This window comes from Staphylococcus sp. URHA0057, assembly GCF_000620265.1.
GTDB classification, from domain to species: domain Bacteria; phylum Bacillota; class Bacilli; order Staphylococcales; family Staphylococcaceae; genus Staphylococcus; species Staphylococcus pasteuri.
Window position 1 is genome coordinate 38,848 of the sequence record NZ_JHVS01000009.1, and the last position, 17,827, is coordinate 56,674.

Genomic DNA, 17,827 nt, shown 5'->3' on the forward strand with positions numbered 1-17,827 from the left:
CTTAAGCGTCCTCCTCATTCATGATGGCTGGAACTTTAAATTGTCCATTTTCAGTTTCTTTTGCATTTTTTAATGCTAATTCTTGAGGAATGCCCTCGATAGCTTTATCTTCACGTAATACATTTTGTAAATCTAATACATGATATGTTGGTTCTACACCTTCTGTATCAGCACTATCATTTTGTTTAGCAAAATCTAAAATACTTTCTAATGTATTGGCCATTTCATCCGTTTCTTCAGGAGAAATTTGAAGTCTGGCTAAATTAGCTATATGTTCAACTTCTTCACGTGTTACTTTAGTCATTAAATAAAAGCCTCCTTATTACTCATTCATCACTAAATTGTATCAAATATTCATTTAAAAATCTAAGCATTTATTGATTGAGAGTAATTTAAATAACTCATTTCATATCTTAGGTTGATATTTATTCAAATATTGGAGTGAAATAAACTCGAACCACATCGATTGTTAATTGTGTTTTTGTTACTTATTTATAAATAAAAGCATATTTATTGAAAAAATATCACTAAGTATATCTTTGGATACATTATTATGCATAATTAATAAACAATAAACAACACACATTTATTAAAGTATCCTCTTTACATAAAGCACTTAAAGTTGATTAAAAACAAAATTTTATTTTTTCACTTTTCTAAACATTTAACTATAATGTATAATATTACATGTGACACAAATAAATACTTATATAAGGGAGTGTTTAAAATGCTATATTTGGGGACAGCACTTAATCAGCAAGTGAATGCAAATTGGCAAACCTATATTATGATTGCCATTTACTTCATTATTTTACTTATTATTGGGTTTTATGGTTACAAACAAGCTACTGGTAATTTAAGCGAGTTTATGTTGGGCGGTCGTAGTATAGGACCTTATATCACTGCATTATCTGCAGGAGCTTCTGATATGAGCGGTTGGATGATTATGGGGTTACCGGGGTCGGTATATAGCACTGGTTTATCTGCGATGTGGATAACAATTGGATTAACACTTGGCGCCTATATCAATTATTGGGTCGTTGCACCTAGGTTAAGAGTTTATACAGAAATAGCGGGAGATGCTATCACCCTTCCAGATTTCTTTAAAAACAGATTAAATGACCAACAAAATATCATTAAAATTATTTCAGGTTTAATTATTGTTATATTTTTTACGTTATATACGCACTCTGGATTTGTTTCAGGTGGAAAGTTATTTGAAAGTGCGTTCGGCTTAAATTATCATTATGGATTAATACTTGTAGCTATTATAGTAATTTTCTACACTTTCTTTGGAGGATACTTAGCCGTATCAATTACAGACTTTTTTCAGGGTGTTATTATGCTAATCGCCATGGTTATGGTACCAATTGTTGCGATGATGCAGTTAAATGGTTTAGATACTTTTAGTAGAGTTGCTGAAATGAAACCTACTAATATGGATATTTTTAAAGGGACAACAGTAATTGGAATTATTTCCTTATTTTCATGGGGCTTAGGCTATTTTGGACAACCTCATATTATCGTACGTTTTATGTCTATTAAATCACATAAATTATTACCTAAAGCAAGACGTCTAGGTATTAGTTGGATGGCTATCGGACTTTTAGGAGCAGTAGGCGTTGGATTAACAGGTATTGCATTTATATCAGAAAGAAATATAAAAATGGAAGATCCAGAAACGTTATTTATTATTATGAGTCAAATTTTATTCCACCCACTTGTTGGCGGATTTTTACTTGCTGCAATTTTAGCAGCCATTATGAGTACTATTTCTTCACAATTATTAGTTACTTCAAGTTCTTTAACCGAAGATTTTTATAAACTTATTCGCGGTGAAGAAAAAGCAGCTACTCATCAAAAAGAGTTTGTAATGGTTGGTAGATTATCAGTATTAATTGTTGCCATTATTGCAATTGTCATTGCGTTGTACCCAAATGACACTATTCTTAATTTAGTTGGTAATGCATGGGCTGGCTTTGGTGCATCATTTAGCCCGTTAGTATTATTTTCATTATATTGGAAAGATTTAACTAGAGCTGGTGCAATTAGTGGAATGATTAGCGGAGCATTGGTAGTTATTATTTGGATTGCTTGGATTAAACCTCTAGCTTCTATCAATGAATTATTAGGTATGTATGAAATCATTCCTGGATTTATAGTAAGTGTCATCGTTACTTATGTCGTAAGTAAATTAACAGCTAAACCAGGTGACTTTGTAAATAACGATTTAGCTAAAGTGAAACAAATTGTTAAAGAAAAATAGAAACTAATATATTAGGGTCCGAGAACTTTATATCTCGGACCCTAATTTTTAGTTAAATTTAATTATGGTAAATGTGTACTTCTGGTTCTTTATCGTCTTTATTTTTACTAATCAATGCGCGCGGATTATTACCATCTTTAATTCTAATTTCATATTCATCTATATTATCAAAATATTTCTTAGCCTGTTCTGTAACATATTGAGTAATACCAATTGTCTCAGCTTGACCGTAATAATCTATTGGTAAGTCAACTGTTAATTGTTTTGCTTTTTTATCAACAAATTTTACTTTACCTACTGCTTGAGTAAAGTTAGAAAAGTAAGATTGTAAATTATCATTAAATTGTTTGAAATTATTATTTAATGATTCATCATAGTCAGCCGCTGTTGAAGATGGTAATAGAGCAGTTTTTTCATTGATTGATTTCCAATCATTGATTTTAGTTTGACCATCATCTGCAGTCGCACCTGCTATAAATTCTCCAGGTGTGATAGATTCCTGACTACTTTGTTTATATATAGCGCAGTGAATTGGAATATCTTTTAAATCACTGTTTTCTCTTAATCTTGATAACATTTCACTTGCCATTGCCTTACCTTGCTTTTCTATTTCTTTGTCATCTAATTTTTTACTATAGGTTTCACCGTCTTTTTCCTTTTGGTAATAATATTTGCTATTCATTGCTAAACCAATCGTCATACCTTTAATGTTCTTACCTTTTGAATCGCTATTACCATAGAAATCTTGTTCTAAAATATTGGATAAATATGCTGGTGACTTTTCTGCTATTTTAGTTGGATCTGTTTCCCCTTGGTGAGAAGGATTAAGCCCTAAGTTTTCATTAGCTTTTTTCTTTTTCTTTTCCTTCTCACTCATGTTATCTATTTCTTTTTTAGTATATTTAGGATCCAAATATGCATTAATCGTTTTTTTATCTAAAAATTGTCCATCTTGATATAAGTATTTATCTGTTGGAAAGACTTCTTTACTTAGTTCTAATAGTCCAGATTCGAAACCTTCACTATTATAACTATTTGCCATATTATCTTGTAAAAGGCCACGTGACTGACTTTCTTTAAAAGGCAAAATAGTACGATAATCATCGCCTTGAACATTTTTATCCGTAGCTACTTGTTTCACTTGTGATGAATGACTATCTTTTGATTGATTTGTGTCTTGATCTGACTTTTTGTCTTTATCATTACTGCATGCGGTTAGAATAAAAATTGTCGAGATAAGTAAAATTATTGTTCTCTTCATCGACGTACCTCACTCATTATTGATTTCCTTTTGTTTTGTCGCAAATTCATCTTCAGTCCAAATTTCTGTTCCAAATTTTTCAGCTTTAGTTAGTTTAGAACCTGCATCAGCACCAGCAATAAGTAAATCTGTACTTTTGGTTACACTATTAGTTACTTTGGCACCTTGCATTTGTAACCATTGTGATGCTTCATTACGTGTCATTTGTTCTAATTTACCTGTTAATACAATCGTTTTACCACTAAATTCTGGATGCCCTTCAATTTCTGTTGTTTTGACACCTTTGTATGTCATATTAACATTTTTATCTTTTAGTTTTTGAATTAATGCACGAATATCTTCATTATCTAAATAGGTAACAACAGATTGAGCTAACTTATCGCCTATATCATGGATGCCTACAAGTTCTTCCTCTGTTACTTCAATTAGTCGATCCATTGTTTCATATTTCTCGGCTAATACTCTGCTTGCTTTAACCCCAAGATGTCTAATACCTAAACCAAATAATAAATGTTCTAGAGATTGTGATTTTGCTTTATGAATTGCTTCAAGTAAATTTTCAACTTTTTTACTTCCCATGCGTTCTAGTGGTAATAAATCATCTTCAGTTAAATAGAATATATCAGCAACATCTTTAATTAAATTATTTTCATAAAGTTGTTGAATAATCTTTGTTCCTAATCCGTCTATATTCATTGCTTGGCGAGATACAAAATGAATTAGTCCTTCGATGAGTTGTGCCTGGCATTTAGGGTTAATACATCTTAAAGCTACTTCCCCTTCTATCCTTACAAGTTCATGATTACAACTTGGACAATGTGTTGGCATATGATAAGTTTTGGCATCATCTGGTCGACGATCTAAAATACTTTTTACAACTTCTGGAATAATATCGCCAGCCTTTTTGATGACTACGCTATCGCCAATTCTTATATCTCTTTCATGAATTAAATCTTCATTATGTAATGAAGCTCTTGAAACTGTAGTTCCCGCTACTCTCACTGGTTCAAGTATCGCGGTTGGTGTTACAACGCCCGTTCGACCTATACTTAACTCAATGTCCAATAGTACAGTTACAACTTCTTCAGCAGGAAATTTATATGCAATAGCCCAACGTGGAGATTTTTGAGTAAATCCCATCTCGTCTTGTTGTTCTAAGTCATTCACTTTAATGACAATGCCATCTATATCATAAGATAAATCTTCTCGCTGAGCTGTCCATTTTTCTATATATTTTAGGACACCTTCTATATCAGATACTCTTTCACGTTCATGATTAGTTTTAAAACCTAATTGATCTAATTCATCTAATGCACCACTTTGAGTTGTAGCTTCAAAATCAGTAAAGTCATTAATACTGTATAAGAAAACACTTAATTTTCTTTTAGCTGCTAATTTAGAATCTAATTGTCTTAATGAACCTGCTGCTGCATTTCGAGGATTAGCAAAAGGTTGTTCACCGTTGTTTTCCTTTTCTTCATTTAAATTCATAAATGATTGTCTTGGCATATATGCCTCTCCACGCACCTCAAAATTTAAAGGTTCTTTAATTTTTAATGGAATAGCATGTATCGTTCTTAAGTTTTCAGTAATATCTTCTCCAGTTGTACCATCTCCACGAGTTAAACCTTGTACAAAACGGCCATTTTGATATTTTAATGAAACAGCTAAACCATCAATTTTAAGTTCACACATATATTCTACTTTACCAATATTATCTCGTATACGTTGATCAAATTTTCTTAAATCTTCTTCATTAAAAGCATTCCCTAAACTTAGCATTGGTGTATCATGATTTACCTTTTCAAATGTAGATTGGGCTTTTCCTCCTACTCTTACTGTAGGTGAATCTGGCGTTTTATATTCAGGGTGTTCTTCTTCTATATGAATAAGTTCATGTAATAATTTATCGTATTCACTATCAGGAACTGATGGATTATCTTGAACGTAATATTCGTAACTATATTGATTTAATAAATCATGTAATTCATTCACACGATTTTGCATATCATTCATCCACTAGTCCTCCTTTTTTTCAATTGGTGCAAATTGAGCTAGTAATCGCTTTGGTCCTTCTGATTTAAATATAATATCTAATTCTACAGAACCATTTTTTTCATTAACGTTACTAACCATACCTTCTCCCCATGCTTTATGAGTAACTTTATCTCCTACTTTCCAGTCAGAAGAAGTTACCTGTTTTTTAGATGAAGTTGTTCTCTTACTAAAGCCGCGTTTTTGAGTTGGTTTCGCCTTAGGTTGAATTGTTTGTCGTTTACTACCCGAATGACTTTCCATTAAATCTTCAGGAATTTCTTTTAAAAATCGAGATGGCATATTAGATTGAGAACGTCCAAACAACATACGTGTTGTTGCGTTAGTAATGTATAGTGTTTCCTCAGCTCGTGTTATCGCTACATAACAAATTCTTCGCTCTTCTTCCATTTCATGGTCGTCATCACTTTTAATTGCTCTAATATGTGGGAAAAGCGATTCTTCCATTCCCATAATAAATACAATCGGAAACTCTAACCCTTTAGCAGAGTGCATTGTCATCAATGTAACTCCTGACTCTGTATCCGCTTCATCAATGTCAGCAACAAGTGATAAATCTGTTAAAAAGTTGATTAATGATTGTTCTTCAAGTGGTGTATTTTCTTCATAATCTTTAGGAACTGACATAAATTCATCTAGGTTTTCTAAACGACTACGTGATTCTAGAGTTTGTTCTCTATCAAGCATATCTCTATAACCTGACTTAACTAAAACTTCTTCCACTATTTCACTTATTTCAAGAAATTCTTGCTCTTTAATTAAATTTTGAATCATTTCGTAAAAAGAAATACATTCTTGAGTAACTTTTTTAGATAGTCCTATAAAATCAACTTCACCTAAAGCATCGAACATACTTATATTGTTTTGAACTGCATAAGTTTGTATTTTTTCAACTGATGATGGACCTACACCACGTTTTGGGACATTAATAATACGTTGTAAACTAATATCATCATTACTATTGGCAATAACTCTTAAGTAACTTAATAAATCTTTAATTTCTTTACGATCATAGAATTTTTGGCCGCCAACCATTGTGTAAGGTATATTAGATTTCATAAATGTTTCTTCTAATACACGTGATTGCGCGTTCGTTCTATATAATATAGCCATATCACTATATTTCTTTCCATTACGCTGATGTTTCATAATTTCTTTTACTACGTATTCCGCTTCATCACGTTCTGTTGTTGCTTCGTAATAATTTATTTTGTCTCCGCCTGTATTAGCAGTCCACAATCCTTTTGGTTTTCTTTCTGTATTGTTTTTAATGACTTCATTGGCAGCATTTAAAATTGTTTTAGTTGAACGATAATTTTGTTCTAAGAAAATCGTTTTTGCATCAGGATAATCTTCTTCGAATGATAAAATGTTTTGAATATCTGCACCACGCCAACCATATATAGATTGGTCTGAATCACCAACGACACATAAATTTTTAAATTTATTGGCTAATAATTTGATTAATGTGTATTGTGCTTTATTGGTATCTTGGTACTCATCAACATGAATATATTGGAATTTATTTTGATAATACTCTAAAGCTTCAGGTACTCTTTCAAATAAATTAATTGTAGTCATAATTAAATCATCAAAATCTAAAGCTTCATTTCTTGATAATTGTCGTTGATATCCTTTATAAACTGTAGCTACCATTTGTGAATGATAGTCATTTGCTTCTTTTTGGGCATCTTCTGGTGTTTTTAATTCGTTTTTCAAATTACTAATAGCGCCTATAAACATACGTGGTTCAAAACGTTTGCTATCGATATTTTCATTTTTCAATACATCTTTGATAACGGATTTTTGGTCTGTTGGGTCAATGATAGTGAAATTACGTTCTATACCTATACGATCAGCATCACGACGTAAAATTCGTACACACATTGAGTGGAATGTAGACATCCAAATGACTTGAGCTTCTTCACCAACCAATTGTTCAACTCTTGCTTTCATTTCTTTAGCTGCTTTATTAGTAAATGTAATTGCCAAAATATTATAAGGTGATACATCTTTCTCGTCTAATAAATATGCGATTCTATGTGTTAGTACTCGTGTTTTACCAGATCCTGCACCTGCCATAATTAATAGTGGGCCTTCTGTAGTTCTGACAGCTTCACTTTGCTCTGTATTCATATTTTTTACTAATGAATTCATTTACTAGACTCCTTTACCTTAACTGTTTTTAATGCTTTTTTTATATCTTTATAAATAATATCCCCAACAACTATAGTATCGGCATACTCAGCCATCTCTTTGGCTTGGGATAAAGTAGTGATACCACCACCATAAAATAGCTGTGTTGTCGTTAGCGTATCTTTAACTGATTTCACTGTGTCTACTTCGCCATAATTTCCACTATATTCTAAGTACATAATGGGAAAACGATATAATTCATTAGCCATTAACGCATATGCATCTATATCATTTATATCTAATTGAGTATTAGCATTTGTTCGTTGTGCAACTTTGCTATCTTCATTCATTACAAGATAACCCTTAAATATTACCTCATCAAAATCAATGACATGTCCATATTCTTTCAAAGCTTCGAGGAGCATTCCATTATGGTATTTGACATTATTACTATTCAATACTGTTGGAATAAAATAAAAATCAAAACCTGGCATAACACTCTCTATATTTGAAACTTCTAAAACAAGTGGTAATGGGTAACGTCTAACTCTACTCATTAATTGAATGACATTATCTTCTGTCACATTATCTGTGCCCCCTAAGATAATAGCATCAGTGTTAGACATACATATTGCATCTAAATCATTGTCAGAAATAGTCTTTGCGGGATCTAATTTAAATACATGGCGCCATTGTTTAATGTTATACATTACATGAAACTCCTTTTTTTAACATACCTTAAATTATATCATTTTTAACTTTTTAGTTCTAAACAGATATCGTGAAAATGTACAACTTATTTCCAAAATTTTTAAGAATTGATAAAAAAGGAAACGATCGTCAACATATTATCGTCGTTAAACTTTAATGTTGCGATCGTTTCATCTTATATTATTCTTTTGTATCGATATTTAATCGATTTAAAATCATTGTGTAAGCATCATTACCCCATTGTAAAGAACGTTTTACACGAGATATTGTTGCCGTAGATGCGCCAGATTCTTGTTCTATAGTTGCATATGTGTATCCTTGTTTAATCATTTTAGCTACTTGAAGTCGTTGAGAAAGTGATTGAATTTCATTCACTGTACATAAATCATCGAAAAACTGATAGCATTCTTCTCTATTTTCTAATGTAAGAATTGCATCAAACAATTCATTTAATGCATCCCCGCGTAATTTTTCAATTTGCATCGTAACAGCTCCTATATGCATATTCTTTTATCATTTTAACTTACTAATAAGTTAAAGTGTAGTAGTTTTATGATAAAAAGTATAGGATTTTAAGTTAATCACTTATTATTCTAAGCCAGCTCTTTTGAAAATAGTATCTACTTGATTTAAATGATGTTTAGGGTTAAAGCATTCATCTAAGTCTTCTTTAGATAATACATCTGTGATTTTGCTATCTTGTTCAATAAGTTCTCTAAATGGCGTTTTAGTTTCCCAAGATTTCATCGCTTTAGGTTGAACTATATCATAAGCTTCTTCACGTACCATACCTTTATTTATAAGAGAAAGTAGTACACGTTGAGAATAAATTAAACCAAATGTTTTATCAATATTCGCTTGCATATTTTCTTCGTACACAGTCAAACGATCAACAATGTTAGTAAATCTATTTAATGCATAGTCTAAAGCAATTGTTACATCTGGTAACATAATTCGTTCAGCTGATGAATGTGAAATATCACGTTCATGCCATAATGGAACGTTCTCATATGCAGTAGTGATATAACCACGTATAACACGAGAAATACCAGTGATATTTTCAGAACCGATAGGATTACGTTTATGTGGCATTGCTGATGACCCTTTTTGTCCTTTAGCAAATGCTTCTTCTACTTCACGAGTTTCAGTTTTTTGTAAGTTTCTGATTTCAACTGCAAATTTTTCTAAAGAAGTAGCGATCAGTGCCAATGTTGCAATATAGTAAGCATGGCGATCACGTTGTAATGTTTGTGTTGAAACAGGTGCTGCACCTAAACCTAAATGTTTACATACATAGCTTTCAATTTCAGGTGGAATATTAGCAAATGTACCAACAGCACCACTCATTTTTCCTACTTCAATTTCTTCTCTAACGTCTTTAAAACGTTTTAAATTACGTTGCATTTCTGTATACCATAATGCCATTTTTACACCAAATGTAGTAGGCTCAGCATGTACCCCATGTGTTCTTCCCATCATTAAAGTGTATTTATAATTTTTTGCTTTGTCTTCTAAAACTTTAATAAATCTTTCTAAATCTTTTTCAATAATATCGTTTGCTTGTTTAATGACATAGCTTAATGCTGTATCAACTACATCTGTAGAAGTTAATCCATAATGAACCCATTTTCTTTCGTCGCCTAATGTTTCTGAAACTTGTCTAGTAAATGCTACAACATCATGTCTTGTTTCTTGTTCAATTTCTTTTGCACGTTCAACATCTACTTTGGCATTTTGACGTATTTTTTTAACATCTTCTTTAGGAATATATCCTAACTCGCTCCATGCTTCTGATGCTAAAATTTCAACTTCAAGCCATGCTTCATAGCGGTTTTGGTCTGTCCAAATAGACGACATTTCTTCTCTAGAATAACGTTCAATCATTGTTTAAGCTCCTATCATATGTGTATTTATAATTTTATTTCTAAAAACTGTACATTAAAAACGAATTTCCGTTTATAGTTCGTCTTTTATCTTTCGCTTTTTATTTTAACAGAATCAACCTTATTTGTGTAATTCTAATATACTTATAATCATATTTTATTTCATCTTCAAAGTGAACACAATTATCAATATTAAAAACCACTCAAATCATTAGATTAGAGTGGTTTTCTTAAATATTATTCTGTTATTTTTTTACCGATAAAAATAATATCTTGTTTTAGTACTTCAAGACTACCGTCTTTATTTTCTTTATAAATGGGTTTCTCGATTCGTCTTGTTGGCATATACCCTTCATCTTTCATTCGTTTCAGACAATCTGCAATGGTTTCGTTGTCATTAACTTTGAACTTCATGTTCAACAACACTTTCTAATTCTTCTGGTTCGTATGCTTTAAGTTTACGCTTACGCACTCCTTTAACCCAGAATCCACCATGAATATTTCTTGGTTCATAAGCAATAATAAATGCTTTAGGATCTAAGTTTTTAATAGTATCCATTAATTTTAATTCATATTTTCTTGGCGTTAATACTTGCATCACCAAACGACTTCCATCCCGGCCAAATGCTTCATAGTGGGTAACACCATAACCTAAATTACGAAGTTCATTTGGTAAGTCTAACTCGTATTCAGAAGATGTTGCATTGACAACTGTATATCCAAGCGCAAGTTTTTCTTCAATTTTCATACCAATAATGATACCTATTGAAAAACCAAATGCATAAGCTACAATATTTTGAATTTGATCTAAACTAGACATTACTAATCCTAGACCTACGACGTAAATTAAAACTTCAACGAAACTTACAATCGCAGCTACATAACGGTACCCTTTTAAAGTTAATATTGTTCTCATTGTTAAACATGTAACGTAGCATACATTAATAACAAAGATTGCAAACACCATTAACCAGGGATTTTGAGCAATCGCTGACATAATATTCCCCTTTTCTTACTTGAAATCCAAATTATTTTAACAGTCATTTTAATCTTTGTCACGTCAAAGTTAAAATTCTTTCTATTAAATTAATATCAATGTTTTATTTTCATTTTATGTGAATTAACAAAATTGAACCGTAAACATATACCAACATGCTCATGTATATTTACGATTCAATGTATCGATTTTCAATTTAGTTTTTAGGCCAAGTATAACGAGTGTATGCGAGTTCTCGTTTATGAGCGTTTTTAATATAATGATTTTCAATTTTCTCTTTTGCTTGGCTTGAAACTTCTTTACCTTCTAAATAATCATCAATCTCATTATATGTTACTCCCAATGCTTCCTCATCAGGTAATTGAGGTTTATCTTCTTCTAAATCTGCAGTTGGAATTTTTTCATATAAATGTGCAGGTGCATCTAAATATTTTAGTAACGCTCGTCCTTGTCGTTTATCTAGACCGAATAATGGAGCTATATCAGCTGCCCCATCACCATATTTCGTATAAAAACCTGTAATATTTTCAGCTGAATGATCAGTGCCAACAACTATTCCAGATTGATTTGAGGCAATAGAAAATTGTACTTTCATTCGTTCGCGTGCTTTTTCATTTCCTTTTTGGAAATCTGTTAAAGTGATCCCCGCTTCTTGTAATGATTTAACGCTCATATCTACAGCGGGTTTAATATTAACTGTGATCGTTTGATCAGGATTAATAAATTTTAATGCATCTTCAACTTCGTCTGCATCTGATTGAACACCATATGGAAGTTTAACTGCTATAAATTGACACGCTCTACCTTCTTCACGTAATTCATTTACAGCTAATTGTACTAGTTTACCTGCTAATGTTGAATCTTGTCCTCCAGAAATACCCAATACTAATGATTTGATAAAATCATGTGATTGTACATATTTTTTTATAAAATGTTTAATTTCTTGTACTTCTTTTTCAACATCAATTTGAGGTTTTACTTTCATTTCTTTTACTACAATGTCTTGTAAATTACTCATGATCTTCCTCCATTTCTTTTACGTGTTCTGCTACTTCAAAGATGCGTTTATGTTTATTTTCCCAACAAGCTGTACTTAAATCAACCGGATATTCTTGTGGATTTAAGTAACGTTTATTTTCATCCCAAAATGTTTTAAGTCCTTCATTTAAGTAACTTTGAGCTTCTTGTACGCTTGGCAATTCGTATACGAGTTGTCCATTTTCAAAAATAGAATGATGTAAATCAATGGCTTCAAAATCTTTGATAAATTTCATTTTAAATGTGTGAACAGGATGGAATAATTTTAATGGTTTTTCTTTTCTAGGGTCTTCACCATGTAACGTTATATAATCTCCTTCTGCTTTACCTGTCTTTTTATTTATAATTCTATAAACATTTTTCTTACCTGGTGTAGTTACTTTTTCAGGATTGTTAGATAATTTAATACGATCACTATATGTGCCGTCACTATTTTCTATAGCAACTAATTTATACACTGCACCTAAAGCAGGTTGATCAAATCCGGTAATTAATTTAGTTCCAACGCCCCATGAGTCTACTTTTGCGCCTTGAGCTTTTAAACTTGTAATTGTTTCTTCGTCTAAATCATTAGAAGCAATAATTTTAGCATCTTTAAATCCAGCTTCATCTAACATACGACGCGCTTCTTTTGAAAGGTATGCAATATCACCTGAATCTAATCGAATACCTATGAAATTAATTTTGTCTCCTAATTCTTTAGCTACTTTGATTGCTGTAGGTACACCAGATTTTAGTGTATGGAATGTATCTACTAAAAAGACACAATCTTTATGTCGTTCAGCATATTTTTTAAAAGCAATGTATTCATCGCCATAAGTTTGTACTAAAGCATGTGCATGTGTTCCTGAAACAGGAATACCGAATAGTTTTCCTGCTCTTACGTTACTTGTTGAATCAAAACCACCTATGTATGCTGCTCTAGCCCCCCATAAAGCTGCATCTAGTTCTTGGCCGCGTCTAGTACCAAATTCCATTAATATATCGTCACTTGCAATTTGACGAATACGACTTGCTTTAGTAGCAATCAATGTATGGAAATTAATTATATTTAATAATACTGTCTCTAAAAGTTGTGCTTGAATTAATGGTGCTTCAACTCTTAGCAAAGGTTCATTACCAAAACATATTTCACCCTCTTGCATTGAATGAATATGTCCTGTGAATTTTAAATTTTTAAGATAGTTTAAAAAATCATCTTGATAACCGATAGTTTTTAAATATTCAATATCAGTATCTGAAAATCCAAAATTATCCATAAAATCAATTACACGTTTAAGACCATTGAATACAGCGTATCCACCATTGAAAGGCATACTTCTGAAATATAAATCAAAAACAGCCATTCTCTCGTGAATGCCATCATTCCAATAACTTTCTGCCATATTTAATTGATATAAATCATTTTGTAGCATTAAACTGTCGTCTTCAAATTGGTACACTCGTATCTCTCCATTCGACCATTCTTTTATAATTATTTTATCATAATTCAATTTATCTAGGTAATAACTGAGATTATAACCCAATCATATTTTCAATTTAATGATTCATTACATAACTTTTATCTATCACGGTATTTTTATGCTGAACGTTACGACAAATTCATGACAATTGAATTTATTGAATGTGCATTTTCTATCTGTAGATTATAATACTTATGAGGTGTTTCAAATGTTAATAGACAAAGCAACGACATTTATTAAAACAATGTATTCAGAACTCAATTATTCTCAAGAAGATATCGACAAACGAATCAATGAAGTGACAGAAAGCATTCAACAAACTGGAACATATAGACATACTACAGATGAGTTAATTTATGGTGCTAAGATGGCTTGGAGAAATTCGAACAGATGTATTGGCAGATTATTTTGGGAATCACTTAATGTTAACGACGCAAGAGATATTACCGAAGAAAGTAATTTTATTGATTCTATATGTAATCATATTGAAAAAAGTACTAATGGCGGAAAAATTAAACCTTACATCACTATTTTCCATCCAGACCATCCGCCCAAAATTAATAACAATCAGTTAATTCGCTATGCAGGTTATGAAGAAAAAGGAGATCCATCAGAACGTGAAACCACTCAACTTGCACAACATTTAGGATGGCAAGGTGATGGTGGAGATTTCGACGTTTTACCACTAATTTATCAAATTGGTGAAGGTCCAATTAAATACTTTGAATATCCAAAATCTTTGATTAAAGAAGTACCTATTGAACATGAAAATTATCCAAAATTAAAAGAATTGAATTTAAAATGGTATGCTGTCCCTATCATTTCAAATATGGACTTACAAATTGGTGGAATAACTTACCCTACAGCACCATTTAATGGTTGGTATATGGTTACTGAAATTGGGGTTAGGAATTTTACTGATAGTTATAGATACAATTTGTTAGAAAAGGTTGCAGAAGCGTTCGAGTTTGATACACTTAAAAATAATTCTTTTAATAAGGACAGAGCACTACTGGAACTCAATTACGCGGTCTATCATTCTTTTAAAGCACATGGCGTGTCAATCGTGGATCATTTAACTGCTTCTAAACAATTTGAAATGTTTGAAAAAAATGAAGAAAAACATCAACGACAAGTTACAGGAAAATGGTCTTGGCTTGCACCACCGATTTCACCTACGCTTACAAAAAATTATCATCATGGCTTTGATAATACGATGCGAGACCCTAACTTTTTCTATAAAAAATCGAATGAGACGAAGTGCCCTTTCCATTAAATCATTCGAGGTGAAGGTATGAAGATATATTATTTAGGTCCGAAAGGTACATTTTCATATTTGGCTTCTCAAAAATATGCTGAACAATTGAAATTGCAAAATATCGATTTTGTACCAAAAGCTAATTTATATGAGGTTATTAAATGTGCATCACAAGATGACGATACTATTGGTTTAGTACCTATTGAAAATTCTATAGAAGGAACCATTAATATCGTAGCTGATTCACTAGCTAAACAAGACGTTTATGCACACGGTGAACTCCTTTTAGATATTGATTTTGCGTTATATGGACAATCAGGTAGCCAAATTGAAGATATTAAAAAAGTCTATTCTATAGCACCCGCTATAAGTCAGACATCAAATTATATTATGAATCATCACTTTGATTACGATTATGTAGATAGTACTGTAAAAGGATTTGAAATGATTAGTAAACATGTAGGTGCCATAGCACCTGTCAATAGTGGTGAAGATTATGGTTTTCAACAATTAGATACACATATACAAGACTTTCCACATAATGCGACACGTTTCTTAATTATTAAAAACCATGCCCAATTTGATGTAAATGCAAATACTACTATGTTTTTAATTACTCCGAAGTTTGATAAACCTGGATTACTAGCTAGTATATTAAATACCTTTGCTTTATTTAATATTAATTTATCTTGGATTGAATCACGCCCGCTTAAAACCAAGCTAGGTCAATATCATTTTTTTGTACAAGCAGACGCCCAATTATCTAATGATATTGAAAAAGTAATAACTATCTTAAATACATTAGATTTTGAAACAAAACTAATCGGTGCATTTAGGAAATAATTATATATAAAAAGTGCTATTTTCATTTTAGTATTCTAATGAAAATAGCACTTTTATTTTTATTTAATATTTTCAACATTCTCTTTTTCGATAGTAACTAAATGATCATCTTGATTTAAAGTGAGATGATTAATGTCTTCAAGATGTATCTTCTGTGTTTTATCATGAAATGTGTTACCAGCAATAAATACATTATTATGTTTTATATTGTTATAGCTTCTAATATGAATAGCATCTTTTTTCATTTTCCCTATAAATTCATTACCTATTACATTAAAGTTTGTACCCGCTTGTGCACCCATATCTTGACCTGTGAATGCATCAGCAGCATTCTTGCCATCCTTTACTCCTAAAAAGCGTATACCCCCATTACAATTTTTAAACTGATTTTTAGAAATAAATGTATTTTGTGATTTTAATGGAGTTAACGCGTATTCTTGAATACTATCAAAAATATTATTTCGAATGTGAATGTTTTCGTAAAAGCAATCATATCTAGATGCATGTGAACCAATAGCTCTATTCCAAGATTTCATTTTAACATCATCTGAAGGTCCAAAATAACAATTTTCTATAACTGCATTTTTAGTAATTGTCCCATCAGTTGTACCAAATTTGGGAAAAGCACCTGGTACTTGAATATCTAATTGGACTGCTTCTGAGAAGAAACGGTCACCATCAACATCTAAGAATCCTTCAAATGAACAATTCGCTATTCGTAGTCCATTTATACCACACGCATCAATTGCATGACCTCCAACAACATTTTTAAATGTAACACCAATAAATTGTATATCTTCTGCATGACCAACACACACCGCAGTATTATTATAAGGATACTTACTTCCATTCATATCAAATGTTCCACCTTTAATATGTATGTGACTGTTACCAGTGTATCCACGATAGAAAATATACGGTTTCCCATTTTTCAAAAGTGCGTCTTTACTACATCTCAATAGTTTTGTTTCATCATCTAAGAGTAATGTTGTTGAATCATATATCACTAATGCTTTACCTATATGGTAAGTCCCTTGTGGGATATAAACTGTATGTTCACCATTTTTAGCTTTATTAAGTGCACGCTGTATTGCTTTTGTATCTTTCGCTTTATTATGACCTTCTGCGCCAAAGTCTTTCACATTTATGAACATGCAATATCTCCTTCGATTAATAATTAATTGTAGTGTTCTTAATAAATATATATACTATGATTAATCTTATAAAACATTTTTAGACCAATTAGATGAATATTTTAATTAACTTAACCAAATTAAATGACTTTTATATCGAAATAGCTTGATATGCTTGATTTAGAGAGGATGTTATAAAATGACTAAAACAGCATTAATTATAGTAGATTATTCAGTAGACTTTATAGCTGACGATGGAAAATTAACTTGTGGCGTACCTGGACAAAAATTAGAAAACTTTCTCGTAAACCGTATAAATCAATTTAATGAAAACCGTGACGATATCTTTTTTATGATGGATTTACATTATGAGAATGATGATTTTCACCCTGAATCAAAATTATTTCCACCCCATAATATTGAAGGATCGGTAGGACGACAACTTTATGGTGAGGTCGGTAAACTTTATGAATCTATTAAGACTCAAAACAATGTTCATTTTTTAGACAAAACACGATATGATTCATTTTATGGTACACCTTTAGATAGTTTACTCCGCGAAAGAAATGTTAATAAAGTTGAAATCGTTGGTGTTTGTACTGATATATGTGTATTACATACGGCTATATCAGCTTATAATTTAGGGTATGCTATTCGCGTACCTAGTAAAGGCGTAGCATCATTCAACCAGTCAGGTCATCAATGGGCTTTATCACATTTTGAAAACTCATTGGGCGCAGAGGTAGAAGAATGAGCTAAAGTCATGCTAAAATAACTATATAT

16 protein-coding genes are annotated in these 17,827 nt (G+C 31.5%); 4 read left to right on the plus strand and 12 right to left on the minus strand.

From position 1 onward, the window contains the following. Position 1: 1 nt before the first annotated feature. Positions 2-304 carry an Asp-tRNA(Asn)/Glu-tRNA(Gln) amidotransferase subunit GatC gene (gatC, locus tag N524_RS0106550; protein WP_002452273.1) on the minus strand — a complete coding sequence of 101 codons (303 nt, stop codon included), beginning with the start codon at positions 302-304 and terminating at the stop codon, positions 2-4. A gap of 423 nt (positions 305-727) precedes the next feature. On the opposite strand from gatC, the gene putP reads away from it, so the two are divergent. Next, positions 728-2,266 carry a sodium/proline symporter PutP gene (putP, locus tag N524_RS0106555; RefSeq protein WP_029056012.1) on the plus strand — a complete coding sequence of 513 codons (1,539 nt, stop codon included), beginning with the start codon at positions 728-730 and terminating at the stop codon, positions 2,264-2,266. A gap of 58 nt (positions 2,267-2,324) precedes the next feature. Here the strand turns inward: putP and N524_RS0106560 are convergent, their stop codons facing one another. From N524_RS0106560 to N524_RS0106605, 10 genes are all read right to left on the minus strand, one after another. Further along, positions 2,325-3,527, minus strand: a complete 1,203-nt coding sequence (locus tag N524_RS0106560; protein WP_029056013.1) for a CamS family sex pheromone protein — start codon at positions 3,525-3,527, stop codon at positions 2,325-2,327. Between the two features lie 9 nt (positions 3,528-3,536). Beyond that, positions 3,537-5,543 carry an NAD-dependent DNA ligase LigA gene (ligA, locus tag N524_RS0106565; protein ID WP_029056014.1) on the minus strand — a complete coding sequence of 669 codons (2,007 nt, stop codon included), beginning with the start codon at positions 5,541-5,543 and terminating at the stop codon, positions 3,537-3,539. A 3-nt stretch (positions 5,544-5,546) separates the two neighbouring features. After that, positions 5,547-7,739 (minus strand): DNA helicase PcrA, encoded by a 2,193-nt coding sequence (gene pcrA, locus N524_RS0106570; RefSeq protein WP_029056015.1) that lies wholly within the window; start codon positions 7,737-7,739, stop codon positions 5,547-5,549. Then, entirely contained in the window at positions 7,736-8,428 is a 693-nt protein-coding gene (locus N524_RS0106575) for a heptaprenylglyceryl phosphate synthase (RefSeq protein WP_029056016.1), read from the minus strand. Before N524_RS0106575 ends, pcrA begins: the two co-directional genes overlap by 4 nt. A gap of 181 nt (positions 8,429-8,609) precedes the next feature. Beyond that, complete coding sequence (locus tag N524_RS0106580; protein WP_017637875.1) at positions 8,610-8,912, minus strand: YerC/YecD family TrpR-related protein; 303 nt, start codon at positions 8,910-8,912, stop codon at positions 8,610-8,612. Between the two features lie 105 nt (positions 8,913-9,017). Beyond that, positions 9,018-10,313, minus strand: coding sequence for an adenylosuccinate lyase (gene purB, locus N524_RS0106585; protein WP_029056017.1), 1,296 nt, complete (start codon positions 10,311-10,313; stop codon positions 9,018-9,020). Between the two features lie 236 nt (positions 10,314-10,549). Next, positions 10,550-10,732, minus strand: a complete 183-nt coding sequence (locus N524_RS13185) for an NETI motif-containing protein (protein WP_029056018.1) — start codon at positions 10,730-10,732, stop codon at positions 10,550-10,552. Further along, positions 10,710-11,309 carry a DUF2179 domain-containing protein gene (locus tag N524_RS0106595; RefSeq protein WP_029056019.1) on the minus strand — a complete coding sequence of 200 codons (600 nt, stop codon included), beginning with the start codon at positions 11,307-11,309 and terminating at the stop codon, positions 10,710-10,712. Before N524_RS0106595 ends, N524_RS13185 begins: the two co-directional genes overlap by 23 nt. Positions 11,310-11,505: 196 nt before the next feature. Further along, on the minus strand, positions 11,506-12,327 hold the full coding sequence (gene nadE / locus N524_RS0106600; RefSeq protein ID WP_029056020.1) for an ammonia-dependent NAD(+) synthetase: 822 nt from the start codon (positions 12,325-12,327) through the stop codon (positions 11,506-11,508). Beyond that, complete coding sequence (locus N524_RS0106605) at positions 12,320-13,789, minus strand: nicotinate phosphoribosyltransferase (protein ID WP_017637880.1); 1,470 nt, start codon at positions 13,787-13,789, stop codon at positions 12,320-12,322. The genes nadE and N524_RS0106605 overlap by 8 nt, the downstream gene beginning before the upstream one ends. A 229-nt stretch (positions 13,790-14,018) precedes the next feature. On the opposite strand from N524_RS0106605, the gene N524_RS0106610 reads away from it, so the two are divergent. Together N524_RS0106610 and N524_RS0106615 are read left to right on the plus strand one after the other, a co-directional pair. Beyond that, positions 14,019-15,086: a nitric oxide synthase oxygenase gene (locus N524_RS0106610; RefSeq protein WP_029056021.1), complete on the plus strand. Its 1,068-nt coding sequence runs from the start codon at positions 14,019-14,021 to the stop codon at positions 15,084-15,086. A gap of 18 nt (positions 15,087-15,104) precedes the next feature. Continuing rightward, positions 15,105-15,911: a prephenate dehydratase gene (locus N524_RS0106615; protein ID WP_029056022.1), complete on the plus strand. Its 807-nt coding sequence runs from the start codon at positions 15,105-15,107 to the stop codon at positions 15,909-15,911. Positions 15,912-15,970: 59 nt separating this feature from the next. Here N524_RS0106615 and N524_RS0106620 read toward each other — a convergent pair whose 3' ends face one another. Then, on the minus strand, positions 15,971-17,065 hold the full coding sequence (locus N524_RS0106620; RefSeq protein WP_017637883.1) for a glycosyl hydrolase family 28-related protein: 1,095 nt from the start codon (positions 17,063-17,065) through the stop codon (positions 15,971-15,973). A gap of 178 nt (positions 17,066-17,243) precedes the next feature. On the opposite strand from N524_RS0106620, the gene N524_RS0106625 reads away from it, so the two are divergent. After that, positions 17,244-17,798: a cysteine hydrolase family protein gene (locus tag N524_RS0106625; protein WP_017637884.1), complete on the plus strand. Its 555-nt coding sequence runs from the start codon at positions 17,244-17,246 to the stop codon at positions 17,796-17,798. Positions 17,799-17,827: the final 29 nt, after the last annotated feature.

Coding starts and splice junctions, on each gene's coding strand:
- purB (WP_029056017.1), bottom strand. CDS start 10,313: ATGATTGAACGTTATTCTAGAGAAGAAATGTCGTCTATTTGGACAGAC.
- nadE (WP_029056020.1), bottom strand. CDS start 12,327: ATGAGTAATTTACAAGACATTGTAGTAAAAGAAATGAAAGTAAAACCT.
- pcrA (WP_029056015.1), bottom strand. CDS start 7,739: ATGAATTCATTAGTAAAAAATATGAATACAGAGCAAAGTGAAGCTGTC.
- N524_RS0106580 (WP_017637875.1), bottom strand. CDS start 8,912: ATGCAAATTGAAAAATTACGCGGGGATGCATTAAATGAATTGTTTGAT.
- gatC (WP_002452273.1), bottom strand. CDS start 304: ATGACTAAAGTAACACGTGAAGAAGTTGAACATATAGCTAATTTAGCC.
- ligA (WP_029056014.1), bottom strand. CDS start 5,543: ATGAATGATATGCAAAATCGTGTGAATGAATTACATGATTTATTAAAT.
- N524_RS0106620 (WP_017637883.1), bottom strand. CDS start 17,065: ATGTTCATAAATGTGAAAGACTTTGGCGCAGAAGGTCATAATAAAGCG.
- N524_RS0106575 (WP_029056016.1), bottom strand. CDS start 8,428: ATGTATAACATTAAACAATGGCGCCATGTATTTAAATTAGATCCCGCA.
- N524_RS0106615 (WP_029056022.1), top strand. CDS start 15,105: ATGAAGATATATTATTTAGGTCCGAAAGGTACATTTTCATATTTGGCT.
- N524_RS0106625 (WP_017637884.1), top strand. CDS start 17,244: ATGACTAAAACAGCATTAATTATAGTAGATTATTCAGTAGACTTTATA.
- N524_RS0106560 (WP_029056013.1), bottom strand. CDS start 3,527: ATGAAGAGAACAATAATTTTACTTATCTCGACAATTTTTATTCTAACC.
- N524_RS0106610 (WP_029056021.1), top strand. CDS start 14,019: ATGTTAATAGACAAAGCAACGACATTTATTAAAACAATGTATTCAGAA.
- N524_RS0106595 (WP_029056019.1), bottom strand. CDS start 11,309: ATGTCAGCGATTGCTCAAAATCCCTGGTTAATGGTGTTTGCAATCTTT.
- putP (WP_029056012.1), top strand. CDS start 728: ATGCTATATTTGGGGACAGCACTTAATCAGCAAGTGAATGCAAATTGG.